Origin of the sequence: Microbacterium sp. (genome assembly GCF_030149085.1) — a bacterium.
Lineage (GTDB): Bacteria > Actinomycetota > Actinomycetes > Actinomycetales > Microbacteriaceae > Microbacterium.
The window spans coordinates 1-12,675 of record NZ_JASBSF010000002.1 but is presented as its reverse complement, the minus strand read 5'-3'; the positions used below and the strand labels follow the sequence as shown (position 1 = coordinate 12,675).

The following is a 12,675-nucleotide window of genomic DNA, read 5'->3' as shown; positions in this document are numbered from 1 at the left end:
TAGGGCGTGTAGTTGCGCTGAATGAAGTCGCGGACGTCAATGGCGTCTTGCCAGGGGCCGGCGACGAATCCGTCCCAGGCTGCGGGGATCGCGTCTGCCTGGTCGACGGGGATGGGGGTGACGGTGCTCATGGTGACGCATCTCCTTCGTGGGTGTCGAAGTGTCGGTCACTCGTCTCGGCGACGGGTTACGCCGCCGCGGGAGTGCTTCTGACACCGACGCTAGACCTGTGTCGCAGACACGTCCGAAAGATGCACGAATCGCTACATCCATGTGGTCTGACCACACGGATGTTTGTGGTCGGACCACAAGGGGTCAGCTGCGCTTTCGACCGAAGATCAGCCCGAACAGCAGCAGCACCACGATCGAGCCGATCAGGGCGAAGACCCAGCCCGAAAAGTTCCAGAACGTCGTGTACACGTCCAGCCCGAACAGCCCCGCGATCCACCCGCCGACCATGGCGCCGAGCAGGCCCAGCAGGATGGCAACGAACCAGCCGCCGACCTGCTTACCGGGAAGGATGATGCGGGCGATGATGCCCGTCAGGATGCCGAGAATGGCGAAGGCAAAGAAACCCACGGGAAGGTCCTTTCGAGTCGGGCGACGCTGTGGTCAGTCGGGGTAGGGGACAGGCCAGCGCGGCTCGGGAACCGGCCAACCGGCGTCCCGCAGAGCCCGACGTGACAGCTCCCGGGCAGAATAGGGGGTTCGCACGCCGCGGATGTCGCGGTAGTCCTGGTGGCCGGGTCCTGCCCACAGGATCGCGTCGCCGTCGCCGACCAGTGCCACGGCCTCGACGATCGCTCGCTCGGGGGGCGAGTATTCATAGATCTCGGCATCCGGTCGCGCGTTCCGAGCCCCCTCCAGCAGGGTCGCCCGAATCGAATCGGGGTCCTCGAACCGCGGGTGGTGGTCCGTGATGACCAGGATGTCGCTGCCCTCGACCGCGGTGCGGCCCATGTCGTGGCGTTTGCTCTTGTCGCGATCGCCGTCGGCGCCGAAGAGCATGAGGACCCGCCCCGGCGTGACGCGGCGGACGGCAGCGAGGGTCTTCTCGAAGGCGTCGGGAGAGTGGCCGAAATCGACGTAGATGGCGGGCCCCGACGGCCCCGACACGAGCTCAGTTCGCCCGGGGAGGTGGGCGCGGATGACCCCGTCGTCGAGGGTCTGGGTTATGCGGGCCCAGTCGTAACCTGCCTCCAAGATCATGACGATCGCCTGGGCTGCGTTGGCTGCCATGTGGCGGCCGATCACCGGGACCGTGGTCGAGAGCGAACGACCCTCGGGCCCCGAGAGGCGGAATCGGGTGCCGTCGGGCAGCTCGTCGAGGATCTCGACCGTCCAGTCGGCGGCTGTCGCGGCATCCGGATCGGCGGCGATCGCCGGGGTGACGATCGTGACGTACGGTACCTCGCAGGCCGCGACGACGTCCGCACCGAACGCGGAGTCCAGGCAGATCACGGCGCGGCGCGAGCGGTCGGGGCGAAACAGCGGAACCTTCGCCTGGAAGTACTCAGCCATGTCGGCATAGTCGTCGAGGTGGTCATGCGAGAGGTTGGTGAACCCGGCCACGTCGAACACGATGCCGTCGACCCGCTGCCGGCTGAGGGCCTGAGCACTGACTTCGATGGCGACGGCCTCGACGCCGCGTTCGCGCATGAGGGCGAGGAGGGCATGCATCTCGTAGGCCTCAGGAGTCGTGAGGCGGGAGACGATGACATCGCCGGCGATGTGGCGCTCGGCTGTCGATGAGAGCCCCGAGGTGACGCCGAGCTGGGTGAGGATGCCTTCCAGCAGATGCGACACGCTCGTCTTGCCATTCGTGCCGGTCGTGCCGAACAGGATCGGAAGTGCGTCGCCAGCCCCGGTCGCATAGACCCAGGCCGACAGGACTCCGAGGATCCCGCGCGGGTCGGGCACGACAATCGTCGGCAGACCGCTTCCCAGGGCGCGTTCGCGACCGGCGGCATCCGTGACGACAGCGACGGCTCCTCGCGCCGCGGCGTCGCCAGCGAACTCCGCGCCGTGGCGCGTCCCGCCTTGGACGGCGACGAAGAGGTCGCCGGGGCGGAGGTCGGCGGTCGCGAGGGTAAGACCGGTGACGGATGCCGAGGCGTCGGCCGCCGCATCCTGAACTCCGCCGTCTCCTCCGCGTCGCTCGATCGAGGCTCCGAGGTGTGCCGCGAGGTCCGCGAGGCGGTGCACGGGGGGGTTCTGCGGCCGGAGCACGGGCGGCAGGTTCGCGGGATCTGTCGTCATGGCGCCTCCATCTTCTCACCCGCGCACTGGGCTGACTCAAAGGCAGAGCCGATAGCGTGGCGGCGTGGATGTGGTCGCCTTCATCGTCGGTGTCGTCGTGCTCGTGGTGGGCCTGGCGATCTCGATTGCGCTGCACGAGATCGGCCACCTCGTTCCTGCGAAGCGATTCGGGGTGCGGGTCGGTCAGTACATGGTCGGTTTCGGACCCACGCTGTGGTCCCGTCGCCGAGGCGAGACCGAGTACGGCGTGAAGGCGATTCCGCTCGGCGGTTACATCTCGATGGCCGGAATGTACCCGCCTTCGCCGGCAGCCCGTGCCGCGGCAGCCGAAGGCGGGGCAGTTTCGGGTCGTGCCGGCGGCGGCTTCTTCGCGACGATGGTGCAGGATGCCCGCGCCGCGAACGACGAGACGCTCGATGGCGCAGACGATGACCGCGTCTTCTATCGACTGCCGGTGTACAAGCGCGTCATCATCATGCTCGGCGGGCCGCTCATGAATCTCGTGTTCGCGATCTTCCTCATGACCATCGTGCTCAGTGGCATCGGTGTGCAGACGGTGACGAACACCGTCGCAACGGTGAGCACGTGTGTTCCCGCCGAGGCTGGCCAAGAGTGCCAGGCCGGCAATCCGCCCTCACCTGCGGCGGCAGCAGGCATCCAACCCGCCGATGTCATCGTGTCGGTCGACGGTCAAGAGGTCTCGGATTTTGCCGCGGCAGCCGCCCTCATCCAGGCCGCTCCGGGTGAGAGCGTACCGATCGTGGTCGATCGCGGCGGTCAGACCCTCTCGCTGTCGGTGACACCTGCCGCCGTGACGCGCGAGGTCGTTGATGAGGATGGTCAGACCGTTGACACCCAGGTCGGCGTGATCGGCGTCACGGGGACTGTCGATTACGTGCGTCAGCCGATCTGGTCGGGCCCCATCGCCGCAGTCGACAACGTCGGCGCAGTCGCCGGAATTATCGTGCAGCTTCCCGTGAAGGTCTACGAAACGGCAGCGTCCCTGGTGACCGGCGCCGAGCGCGATCCGAATGGGCCGCTCAGTATCGTCGGTGCCGGCGCGATCGCGGGTGAAGTGGCAGCAACCGATGCCCCGGTCGTCAATCGCGTCGCGGTCATCCTCTCGCTCTTGGCGTCACTGAACATCGCGCTGTTCGTGTTCAACCTCATCCCGCTACTCCCGCTGGATGGGGGTCACATCGCCGTCGCGCTGTGGGGCGGCATCCGCAGCTGGTGGGCACGCATTCGCGGTCGCGCCGAACCCGCTCCGATTGACGCGACCAAACTCGTGCCTCTCACCTTCGTCGTGGTGATAGCCCTGATCGTGATGGGCGGCATCCTGATCATCGCTGACCTCGTGAACCCCATCTCGCTCTTCGGCTGAGGTGGTCCCGCCGCAATCTTGCCGCGGACATCACTGAGGGTCGAGTGCCCATCCGATCAGCTGGTGCAGCGTCGACATGCCGTCGCGCGAGAGAATCGACTCCAGGTGTCCCTGCACCGAAGCGAACCCCGTGCCGCGCAGGGCATAGACGTCGCCTGTCGCGGGGTCCGCTGCGATCTCCACACCGGCAATCGTGGTCGCTGGAGCGCAGCGCGCCGTGAACGTGTTGTAGAAACCGATCGAGGCGGGCTGGCCAAAGACATCGACGGTCAGCTGCAGGCCCTGGTGGGGCTGCGCCAGCGGAGCGAGTTCGATGCCGAGTTCGCTCGCAAGGATCTGATGGCTCAGGCACACCGCGAGCAGCGGTGCGGATGCCGCGCGGCGTCGCGCGATGATCTCGCGCAGCCGCGCCATCCGTGGCGACGAGGGATCCAGCGGATCACCGGGACCCGGGCCCGAGACGAGCAGCTCCGCAGCGTCAACCGCGTCATCGGTCACGGCATCCCAGGGGACGATCGCGACGCCCAGTCCGAGGTGGCTGAGCTGGTGCGCGAGCATCGTCGTGAAGCGGTCTTCGGCATCGACGACAAGCGCCCGGCGCCCCGCAAACGGCCCCGAGCCCACCGGCTCCTGAGGGTTCAGCCAGAACGGCGCGAGCCTCGAATTCCGGGATTCCAGGAGCGCGGCGATCGTCGGATTATCGGCCAGCCGCCTGGGTTCAGCAGTGGGGGCATCCTCGTCGAGAGTCACGACAGCGGGCTGGGCTTCGCGCGGGATCGCTCCGATCGCGCCCAGCACACCGGCTGCCTTGCCGTGCGTCTCGCTGACCTCGCCGTACGGGTCCGAGTGACGCACGAGCGTGGCGCCGACGGGCACTCGCAGGCGGCCGTCTTCGATGTACGCAGTGCGGATGAGGATCGGGGCGTCGAGGTCGTGGGTGACGACATCGGCTCCCTGACCGGAGGTGGCATCCGTGCGCGGCGTGAACAGCGCGGCGACTCCGGAGTAGTAGCCCCGCGGAGTCGTCTCATGCCGGGTGATGACGGTGCACGCGTTCTGCATGGGGGAGCCGGTGACCGTCGGTGCGAACATCGTCTCGCGCAGGATGTCGCGCGGGTCCAGCCTGCTCGACCCGCGCAGCATGTACTCGGTGTGCGTGAGGCGCGACATCTCTTTCAGGTGAGGGCCGGTGATGCGCCCACCGTCGGTGCACACGGCGCTCATCATCTTGAGCTCTTCGTCGACGACCATGAACAGCTCTTCGGTCTCCTTGGTGGAGCGCAAGAATTCGCTGAGGTTGTCGACGGTCGCCCCTCCCTCGGGATGGCGGAACGTTCCCGAGATCGGATTCATCGTGACGATGCCGGCCTCGGCGCTGACGTGCGCCTCGGGACTCGCTCCGACCGCGACGTGGCCGTCGGTCACCACCGCGAAGGTCCAATAGGCGCCGCGCTCATGCTCCAGCAGAGCCCGGAACCAGGCGAGTGCCGCGACCCGTGGGTCAGCGTCGACATCGGCCGTGAAATCGCGACGGATGACGAAGTTGGCGCCCTCGCCGCGACCGATCTCATCGGCGATGACCCGACGCACGATATCGGCATACGCCTCGTCGTCGATGTCGAACCCGGCGTTTCGGAGCGGAATGTCGTCGTGAGGGAGGGTGGCCAGCGCCTCATCGCGCGGATAGGTGGCACGCTCGGTGATCACCAGACACCGCAGCGGGGCATCGTCATCGTGGCAGGCGAACCCGCGTTCGCGGACCTGTCGGAACGGCACGAGTGCGAGAACCTCGCGGGGCGTCCCATCGGTTGCCAGCAGGGGGATGTCGCGCAACATCTCGACATCGACGACGTCGCCGGTGAGCACTTCGACGGTGACGGCGTCGCGGGCGAGGATGGCGAACGGCAGGTCGCTGGTGGCGAGCCCGGCAAGCGGGGGAAGGGGAGTCCCGGTCATGGATCGGTCTTTCGTCGTGGGGCGGCCACCCTCACAAAGAAGACCGCCCCGGGGGCGGTCTCAGGATCAACGAGCACACCGCCTCAGACGGTGGGCCACCATGCGGTGCTCGCGAACATGCGCCGAAACTACCACAATGGCGCCAAAGACAGCCGCGCGCTCTAGTGCGGTGATGTCGCGGGCACTAGATTCTGGGCATGACGGACTCTCAAGATCCCACCCGCTCTGACGACCTGCGCCAGCGCGCTGTCGCGAGCCTGCGTGCTAAGCAAGGTTTCTGGTACAGCCTGGCCACCTGGGTTGTGCTCTCTGCGTTCTTCGTGCTGATCTGGGCGCTCACCGGAATGGGTGGCTTCTGGCCCGTATGGCCCATCGCCGGCATCGCCATCGGTGTGGCCTTTGCTGGTATCCGCGCCTACGGGCCCTCGCGTGGTGCCCTCACCGAGAGCAAGATTCAAGACGAGATGCGTCGACTGCAGTAACGCCGACCTACCAGGGCGAGGTCGGCCTGCCACCCAGCCAGAATGCGTAGGCTGGTCCCGTGCCAGCTGTGAACATCGGAATGCCGAAGGTCCCCGAAACCCTCGCTCCGCGCCGCAAGAGCCGTCAGATCAAGGTGGGCAAGGTTCTGGTGGGCGGAGATGCCCCCGTCAGTGTCCAATCGATGACGACGACGCCGACGACCAACATCAACGCGACTCTGCAGCAGATCGCCGAACTCACGGCATCCGGGTGTGAGATCGTGCGGGTGGCAGTGCCGTCCCAGGATGACGCCGACATGCTGCACATCATCGCGGCCAAGAGTCAGATCCCGGTGATCGCAGACATCCATTTCCAGCCCAAGTACGTCTTTCAGGCGATCGACGCCGGTTGCGCGGCGGTTCGCGTGAATCCCGGCAACATCCGAAAGTTCGACGACCAGGTCGGAGCGATCGCGAAGGCTGCGCAGGCGGCTGGGGTGTCGCTGCGGATCGGCGTCAACGCGGGTTCTCTGGACCGGCGCCTGCTCGAGAAGTACGGCAAGGCGACCCCCGAGGCGCTCATGGAGAGCGCTGTCTGGGAGGCTTCGCTGTTCGAGGAACACGACTTCCACGACTTCAAGATCTCGGTCAAGCACAACGACCCCGTCGTGATGGTGAAGGCTTACCGGCTGCTGGCCGAGCGCGGTGACTGGCCGCTCCACCTCGGTGTTACCGAGGCGGGACCCGCCTTCCAGGGCACGATCAAGTCGGCCACAGCCTTCGGCATCCTCCTCGGCGAGGGGATCGGCGACACCATCCGCGTCTCGCTGTCCGCTCCGCCCGCCGAAGAGGTGAAGGTCGGGCACCAGATCCTGCAGTCGCTGAACCTGCGTGAGCGAAAGCTCGAGATCGTGTCGTGCCCGTCGTGCGGGCGCGCGCAGGTCGACGTGTACTCCCTCGCAGACAACGTCACCGAGGGACTCAAAGACATGACGGTGCCGCTGCGCGTCGCGGTCATGGGCTGTGTCGTGAACGGGCCCGGCGAGGCCCGGGACGCCGACCTCGGCGTTGCCTCGGGTAACGGCAAGGGTCAGATCTTCGTCAAGGGTGAGGTCATCAAGACCGTGCCGGAATCAGAGATCGTTGCCACCCTCATCGAGGAAGCCAACCGGCTCGCCGACGAGATGGGGCCGGACGCGCCGCTCGGCACTGCGCAGGTCGTTACGAGCTAGTCCACGCGCTACGAACCCGCGACCCGTTCCAGTGCCTCAAGCGGGATCGAGACCCAGGTGGGCCGGTTGCGGATCTCGTACATGACTTCGTAGACCGCTTTGTCGGCGACATAGGCGTCAAGCAGCACGCCGTGAGCGCCGGTGAGCTCGGCGCCCGCGTCGTCGACCGGAACATCATCGGATGCCGCAGCAGCGACGTATGCCGCGACGAAGTGTTCGCGAGCTCGGGCCGACCACTCTCGTGCGCGCTCTGCCCGCAGGGCCTGTCCGTCGTCGGTGTCGGCATCCGTCGCCCAGGACATCTCGATCATGGCGGCCGCGTAGTCGAACGAGCGGAGCATTCCGGCAACATCCCGCCAGGGCGAGTCCGGAAGAGAGCGTAGGGCAAAGGGCCTGCCCGGTTCGCCCTCGAAATCAACGATGCGCCACCCGTGCGAGGTGCGCAGCGTCTGACCGAGATGAAGATCGCCGTGCACACGCTGGACCTCGAGACCGTCGAGCGCCGCGACCGCGTCGTAGAGGCGATGCAGTTGCGGGACGTGAGCCTCGAGCCCGGGAACCGACCTGCGAGCTTCGTCGAGTCGCCCGCGCATCGCTCGGGCGAGGTCGGCGGCAGTGTCGCCACCGCGCATCCCGGCGGGAAAGCGATCCCGCATCAGGGCGTGAACCTGCGCGAGGGCTTCGCCCAGACGCGCGGCCTCGCCGGCAAAGTCACCGCCAGAGTCCTCCACGCGCTGCTCCGGATCGGCGAGCAGCGTTCGAACACTCGCGATGGCCAGTTCGAATCCGTCGGTCGCTGTGGCCAGGAACTCCTGCAGCATCGCCGTCTGCAGTAACTGCCCGTCGACCTCGATCTCCACCCAGCCGTACAGCTGCGCGATGTACTCGGAACCGCCGCGGGTGAGTTCCTCGTGGATTTCGATGTCGGGATTGATGCCGGGGCTCACCTTGCGGAAAAGCTTCATGATTGCGGTGTCATCGAACCGCGCCGATGAGTTCGACTGCTCACCGGTCATCGGAGAGGACACAAGCGTGTCATCGAGAGGGTCGCCGCCGGGCATCCGGTGGAAGCGGAGCCGGTCGATCTGAGCGGTTCCCGCCGATTCTGCGGAGATGAAGCCGTCCAACCAGATGCGCATCGCCTCGCGGTCGTGGATGGCGTCGTAGAGGTGCACGGGGTCGCCGTCGGCCTCGATCGCGCCGACATAGGCGTGGCTGATCCGCTCCTCGATATCGGGGTACCCGCTGAGGGGCACCTGATACAGCTCACTGCCGGCATCCTCGTCGCCGTAGGTGACTGTGATGAGGTAGACGGTGAGGGACGGTCTGCCATGCTGGGCGGGAACCTCGGCGATCGTGCGCACATCGTTGACCTCGAACGGGCGCCCCTTGCCCCCGAACCAGCGGGTCCGTACCAGATAGCTCTCCAGGAGAGCGGCGTCGGGAGCGGTCACAGCAGCCCCACCTCCTCGGCATCGTCGGCCGGTGCGTGCAGCTGGAACCAGAAGAACCCGTGACCGCCGAGGGTAAGCAGGTAGGGCAGCTCACCGATCCGGGGGAACGGAACGCCGCCGACGAGCTCGACCGGCACGAGGCCTTCGAAGCGACGGAGGTCGAGTTCGACCGGCTGCGGGAACTGCGACAGATTGTTGACGCAGATGATGACATCCACGGTGCCGTCGTCGTTGGTGTGCTCCCGGGTGTAGGACAGCACAGAGGGGTTCGACCCGCCGAGGTCGTTGAAGCTGCCGAGTCCGAACGCGGGGTGGCGCTTGCGGGCCTGGATCATCTGCCGGGTCCACTGCAGCAGTGACGATCGATTCTCCTGCTGCGCTTCCACGTTCACCGCGAGGTATCCGTGCACCGGGTCCTGCACGATCGGCAGCGCGAGCTTGCCCGGGTTGGCCGTGGAGAACCCGGCGTTGCGGTCCGAGGTCCACTGCATGGGTGTGCGCACGCCGTCGCGGTCGCCGAGCCAGATGTTGTCGCCCATCCCGATCTCGTCGCCGTAATACAGCACCGGTGCGCCGGGCAGGGAGAGAAGCAGCGCCGTGAACAGCTCGATGCGATCGATGTCGTTGTCCAGCAGAGGCGCCAGGCGACGACGGATGCCGATGTTCGCCTTCATGCGCGGATCTTGCGCGTACTCATTCCACATGTAGTCGCGGTCTTCGTCGGTGACCATCTCGAGGGTCAGCTCGTCGTGGTTGCGCAGGAAGATGCCCCACTGACATCCGGCTGGGATCGGAGGAGTCTCGGCGAGGATGTCACTGATGGGGTAGCGGGACTCGCGACGCACTGCCATGAAGATGCGCGGCATGACCGGGAAATGAAAGCACATGTGGCACTCGTCGCCGCCGACATCCGGATCTCCGAAGTAGTCGACGACATCCGCAGGCCACTGGTTCGCTTCTGCCAGGAGCACGCGTCCCGGATACTCGCGGTCGACGATGCGGCGCACCTTCTTCAGGAACTCGTGCGTCTCGGGGAGGTTCTCGCCGTTGGTGCCAGGGCGCTCGTAGAGGTACGGGACGGCATCCAAACGGAACCCATCGAGCCCCATGTCGAGCCAGAACCGCATCGCATCCAGGACCGCGTCGTGGACCCGCGGGTTGTCGAAGTTCAGATCGGGCTGGTGCGAGAAGAAGCGATGCCAGAAGTACTGCTGCCGCACCGGATCCCAGGTCCAGTTGCTGGGCTCGGTGTCGACGAAGATGATGCGGGCATCCTCGTAGAGCTCGTCGGTGTCGCTCCACACGTAGAAGTCGCCGTAGGGTCCGTCCGGGTCGCGGCGACTCTCCTGGAACCACGGATGCTCATCACTCGTGTGGTTCATGACGAAGTCGATGATGACCTTCATGCCCCGCGCGTGCGCGGCGTCGAGAAACGCCTGGAAGTCTTCGGTGGTTCCCAGGCCCGGCTGGATGCCGGTGTAGTCGGCGACGTCGTAGCCCCCGTCACGCAGGGGTGAAGGGAAGAACGGAGGGAGCCACAAGCAGTCGACGCCGAGCCACTCCAGGTAGTCGAGCTTGTCGATGAGGCCCCGAAAGTCTCCGGTTCCGTCGCCGTCACTGTCCTTGAAAGATCGAACCAGGACCTCGTAGAAGACGGCCGTCTTGAACCATTCGGGCTCCGCGCTTCCGGGAGTATCGGGGAACGGCTCCTGCGTCAGGATCGGGATGGAAACGGTATTGGTCGTCGGTTCCGCGGCGGTCATCTGTTCCTCCCGTGGTTCCGGATGTCGGCGGGTGTGGCCTGGTCGTCTGCCTAACCTGCCACAGGTGTCTGCACGACGCTATCCCCTTGCGCTCGGGCAGCTCAGTCCCATAGGCGCCAGTAGGCGTTGATGGCGGGCTGCCCGCCGAGATGGGCGTACAGCACAGTCGAGTCTTGTGGAATGTCGCGGCTGCGTACCAGGTCGATGAGCCCCGCCAGCGACTTTCCTTCGTAGACGGGGTCGGTGATCATGGCCTCGAGCTGGGCGCCGAGCGCCATGGCCGCCATCGTCGATTCGACCGGGATGCCGTACAGATCGCCAGCCCATCCTTCGAGCACTTGGATCTCGTCGTCTCGGAGGTCGCGACCCAGTTCGATGAGGCTCGCGGTGTTGCGCGCGATGCGGGCTACCTGGTCGCGCGTCTTCTCGAGCGTCGCTGACGCGTCGATCCCGATGACCCGGCGGCTCACTCCGGTCAGCTCCTCGAGCGCCGCGAAGCCAGCGATCATGCCGGCGTGGGTCGACCCGGTCACGGTGCACACGATGATCGTGTCGAAGAAGACTCCGAGATGCTTCTCCTGCTCAGCGACCTCGAAAGCCCAGTTGGCGAACCCGAGGCCCCCCAGGGGGTGCTCCGAGGCTCCCGCGGGAATCGGATACGGAACGCCTCCGGCGTCCTCGACTTCCTGTAGCGCGCTCTTCCACGAGTCGCGGATACCGATGTCGAACCCCGCGTCGTCGAGGCGGGAGTCTGCTCCCATCATGCGGGAGAGCAGGATGTTGCCGACCTTATCGTTGGTCGGGTCCTCCCACGGCACCCACTTCTCTTGCACGAGCCGGGCCTTCAGCCCGAGATGGGCAGCAACGGCGGCGACCTGTCGCGTGTGGTTGGACTGGTAGCCGCCGATGGATACGAGGGTGTCTGCTCCAGATGCGAGGACGTCCGGGACGATGTACTCGAGCTTTCGGACCTTGTTGCCGCCGTACGCAAGACCGCTCGAGACATCTTCGCGCTTCGCCCAGATCTGTGCGCCGCCCAGGTGCCCGCTCAGGCGTGCGAGGTGGTGGACCGGGCTCGGCCCGAAAGTGAGCGGGTGGCGGGGGAACTCATGAAGCTTCATGCGGGGGCTGTCTCGTTTTCTGCGGTGGCGGGGGTGTGCGGGGTGGGGCAGTGGAGTCGGACTCGGTGACGAGATGGGTCCAGATCGATTCGGCGATCTCGGCGGCTCCGGCAGCATCGCCGCGCGCACATCGTGCGATGAGCTGCTCGTGTCGCAGCGTCGAGAGCTCGGCGCGCTCCGACGAGAACTGTGCCCGCTCGGCACGGAGCAGGACCGGTTCGTAGAGGCGCAGGACTGTTCGCACCGCGTCGCTGTCGGCTACCTCGACGAGGACGCCGTGAAACAGCTCATCCGCTGCGATTGCGCCGTCGATGTCCCCCCGGCCGACCGCGGCTCTGAACAGGCGGTTGGCCGCTCGCATCCGTTCAATCGCTTCCCGGTCCAGGCGAGGTACCGCGCCCAGAGCGGCCAATCGGTGCATGGCTGCTACAACGTCGCGGGCGTCGCGAATCGCTCGCGGCTCGATCGGCGAGATGATCGTCGCTCGCCCCGGGGTCGTGTGCACCAATCCGGCGTTGGCCAGTTCGAGCAGCGCTTCGCGCACGGGGGTGCGGCTGACCCCCAGCCAGTGAGCGATATCGCCGTCGCGGACCTGTTCGCCCGGCGCGAGGGTGCCGTCCACGATGGCCGCGCGCAGCCGTGCCTGTACCTCGTCACGCAGGAGGGGGCGGTGGGTGCCCGCTGTCGAGGGGACCGGCATGCAATATATTGCAGGTGACTCGAGCAGGACTTGTCAAGTTCGACGTGCGCGGGTCAGGCCAGGTGGCCGCCCGGGATGTCGAGATCGCTGGTGTGCGTGAGTGTCGTCCTCACGGCGATCTCGATCGCGCGCGTGATGTCGGCCTGGGGAAGCGAGGGCGCGCCCGCTGGTGCGCTCTCGGCATCCCACGGCACGTGGATGAAGCCGGCTCGCAGCCCCGGTGTGGTCGCGCTCAGGTGTGCGAGCGTGAAGAAGACGTCGTTGCAGACGAATGAACCCGCTGACAGGGACACGGAGGCGGGGATGCCGCTGGCCGCGATCTCGTGGGCGATTGCCTTGACGGGG

Annotated in this window: 10 protein-coding genes and 1 pseudogene; 3 read left to right on the top strand and 8 right to left on the bottom strand. The window is 66.5% G+C overall.

Annotated elements, in window-relative coordinates; all coding sequences use genetic code 11:
• Positions 1-315 precede the first annotated feature (315 nt).
• Both Q1V87_RS00090 and Q1V87_RS00085 read right to left on the bottom strand, forming a co-directional pair.
• Positions 316-579 carry a GlsB/YeaQ/YmgE family stress response membrane protein gene (locus Q1V87_RS00090; RefSeq protein ID WP_228177678.1) on the bottom strand — a complete coding sequence of 88 codons (264 nt, stop codon included), beginning with the start codon at positions 577-579 and terminating at the stop codon, positions 316-318.
• Between the two features lie 33 nt (positions 580-612).
• On the bottom strand, positions 613-2,259 hold the full coding sequence (locus Q1V87_RS00085) for a UDP-N-acetylmuramoyl-L-alanyl-D-glutamate--2,6-diaminopimelate ligase (protein WP_300590318.1): 1,647 nt from the start codon (positions 2,257-2,259) through the stop codon (positions 613-615).
• 64 nt (positions 2,260-2,323) lie between these two features.
• On the opposite strand from Q1V87_RS00085, the gene Q1V87_RS00080 reads away from it, so the two are divergent.
• Positions 2,324-3,643 carry a site-2 protease family protein gene (locus Q1V87_RS00080; RefSeq protein WP_300590316.1) on the top strand — a complete coding sequence of 440 codons (1,320 nt, stop codon included), beginning with the start codon at positions 2,324-2,326 and terminating at the stop codon, positions 3,641-3,643.
• A 30-nt stretch (positions 3,644-3,673) separates the two neighbouring features.
• Here Q1V87_RS00080 and Q1V87_RS00075 read toward each other — a convergent pair whose 3' ends face one another.
• Positions 3,674-5,599, bottom strand: a complete 1,926-nt coding sequence (locus tag Q1V87_RS00075) for a chorismate-binding protein (RefSeq protein ID WP_300590314.1) — start codon at positions 5,597-5,599, stop codon at positions 3,674-3,676.
• 197 nt (positions 5,600-5,796) lie between these two features.
• Between Q1V87_RS00075 and Q1V87_RS00070 the strand changes: the two genes are divergently transcribed.
• Together Q1V87_RS00070 and ispG are read left to right on the top strand one after the other, a co-directional pair.
• Positions 5,797-6,081: a 2TM domain-containing protein gene (locus Q1V87_RS00070; RefSeq protein ID WP_300590312.1), complete on the top strand. Its 285-nt coding sequence runs from the start codon at positions 5,797-5,799 to the stop codon at positions 6,079-6,081.
• An 80-nt stretch (positions 6,082-6,161) separates the two neighbouring features.
• The gene (gene ispG, locus Q1V87_RS00065) at positions 6,162-7,292 is read left to right on the top strand and encodes a flavodoxin-dependent (E)-4-hydroxy-3-methylbut-2-enyl-diphosphate synthase (protein WP_300590321.1); all 1,131 of its coding nucleotides are present in this window, start codon (positions 6,162-6,164) and stop codon (positions 7,290-7,292) included.
• Positions 7,293-7,300: 8 nt separating this feature from the next.
• Here the strand turns inward: ispG and Q1V87_RS00060 are convergent, their stop codons facing one another.
• From Q1V87_RS00060 to Q1V87_RS00040, 5 genes and pseudogenes are all read right to left on the bottom strand, one after another.
• Positions 7,301-8,746, bottom strand: coding sequence for a phosphotransferase (locus Q1V87_RS00060; RefSeq protein WP_300590310.1), 1,446 nt, complete (start codon positions 8,744-8,746; stop codon positions 7,301-7,303).
• Positions 8,743-10,509 carry a maltose alpha-D-glucosyltransferase gene (gene treS, locus Q1V87_RS00055; RefSeq protein ID WP_300590308.1) on the bottom strand — a complete coding sequence of 589 codons (1,767 nt, stop codon included), beginning with the start codon at positions 10,507-10,509 and terminating at the stop codon, positions 8,743-8,745. Before treS ends, Q1V87_RS00060 begins: the two co-directional genes overlap by 4 nt.
• Positions 10,510-10,610: 101 nt before the next feature.
• Positions 10,611-11,630, bottom strand: a complete 1,020-nt coding sequence (locus tag Q1V87_RS00050) for a 1-aminocyclopropane-1-carboxylate deaminase (RefSeq protein WP_292711972.1) — start codon at positions 11,628-11,630, stop codon at positions 10,611-10,613.
• A complete protein-coding gene (locus Q1V87_RS00045; protein ID WP_300590306.1) occupies positions 11,617-12,330 on the bottom strand; it encodes a GntR family transcriptional regulator in 714 nt (237 codons plus the stop codon). Before Q1V87_RS00045 ends, Q1V87_RS00050 begins: the two co-directional genes overlap by 14 nt.
• Positions 12,331-12,383: 53 nt before the next feature.
• Positions 12,384-12,675 (bottom strand): annotated as a pseudogene (locus Q1V87_RS00040) (pyroglutamyl-peptidase I); the annotation flags it as partial.

Coding starts and splice junctions, on each gene's coding strand:
- treS (WP_300590308.1), bottom strand. CDS start 10,509: ATGACCGCCGCGGAACCGACGACCAATACCGTTTCCATCCCGATCCTG.
- ispG (WP_300590321.1), top strand. CDS start 6,162: ATGCCGAAGGTCCCCGAAACCCTCGCTCCGCGCCGCAAGAGCCGTCAG.
- Q1V87_RS00085 (WP_300590318.1), bottom strand. CDS start 2,259: ATGACGACAGATCCCGCGAACCTGCCGCCCGTGCTCCGGCCGCAGAAC.
- Q1V87_RS00050 (WP_292711972.1), bottom strand. CDS start 11,630: ATGAAGCTTCATGAGTTCCCCCGCCACCCGCTCACTTTCGGGCCGAGC.
- Q1V87_RS00045 (WP_300590306.1), bottom strand. CDS start 12,330: ATGCCGGTCCCCTCGACAGCGGGCACCCACCGCCCCCTCCTGCGTGAC.
- Q1V87_RS00075 (WP_300590314.1), bottom strand. CDS start 5,599: ATGACCGGGACTCCCCTTCCCCCGCTTGCCGGGCTCGCCACCAGCGAC.
- Q1V87_RS00070 (WP_300590312.1), top strand. CDS start 5,797: ATGACGGACTCTCAAGATCCCACCCGCTCTGACGACCTGCGCCAGCGC.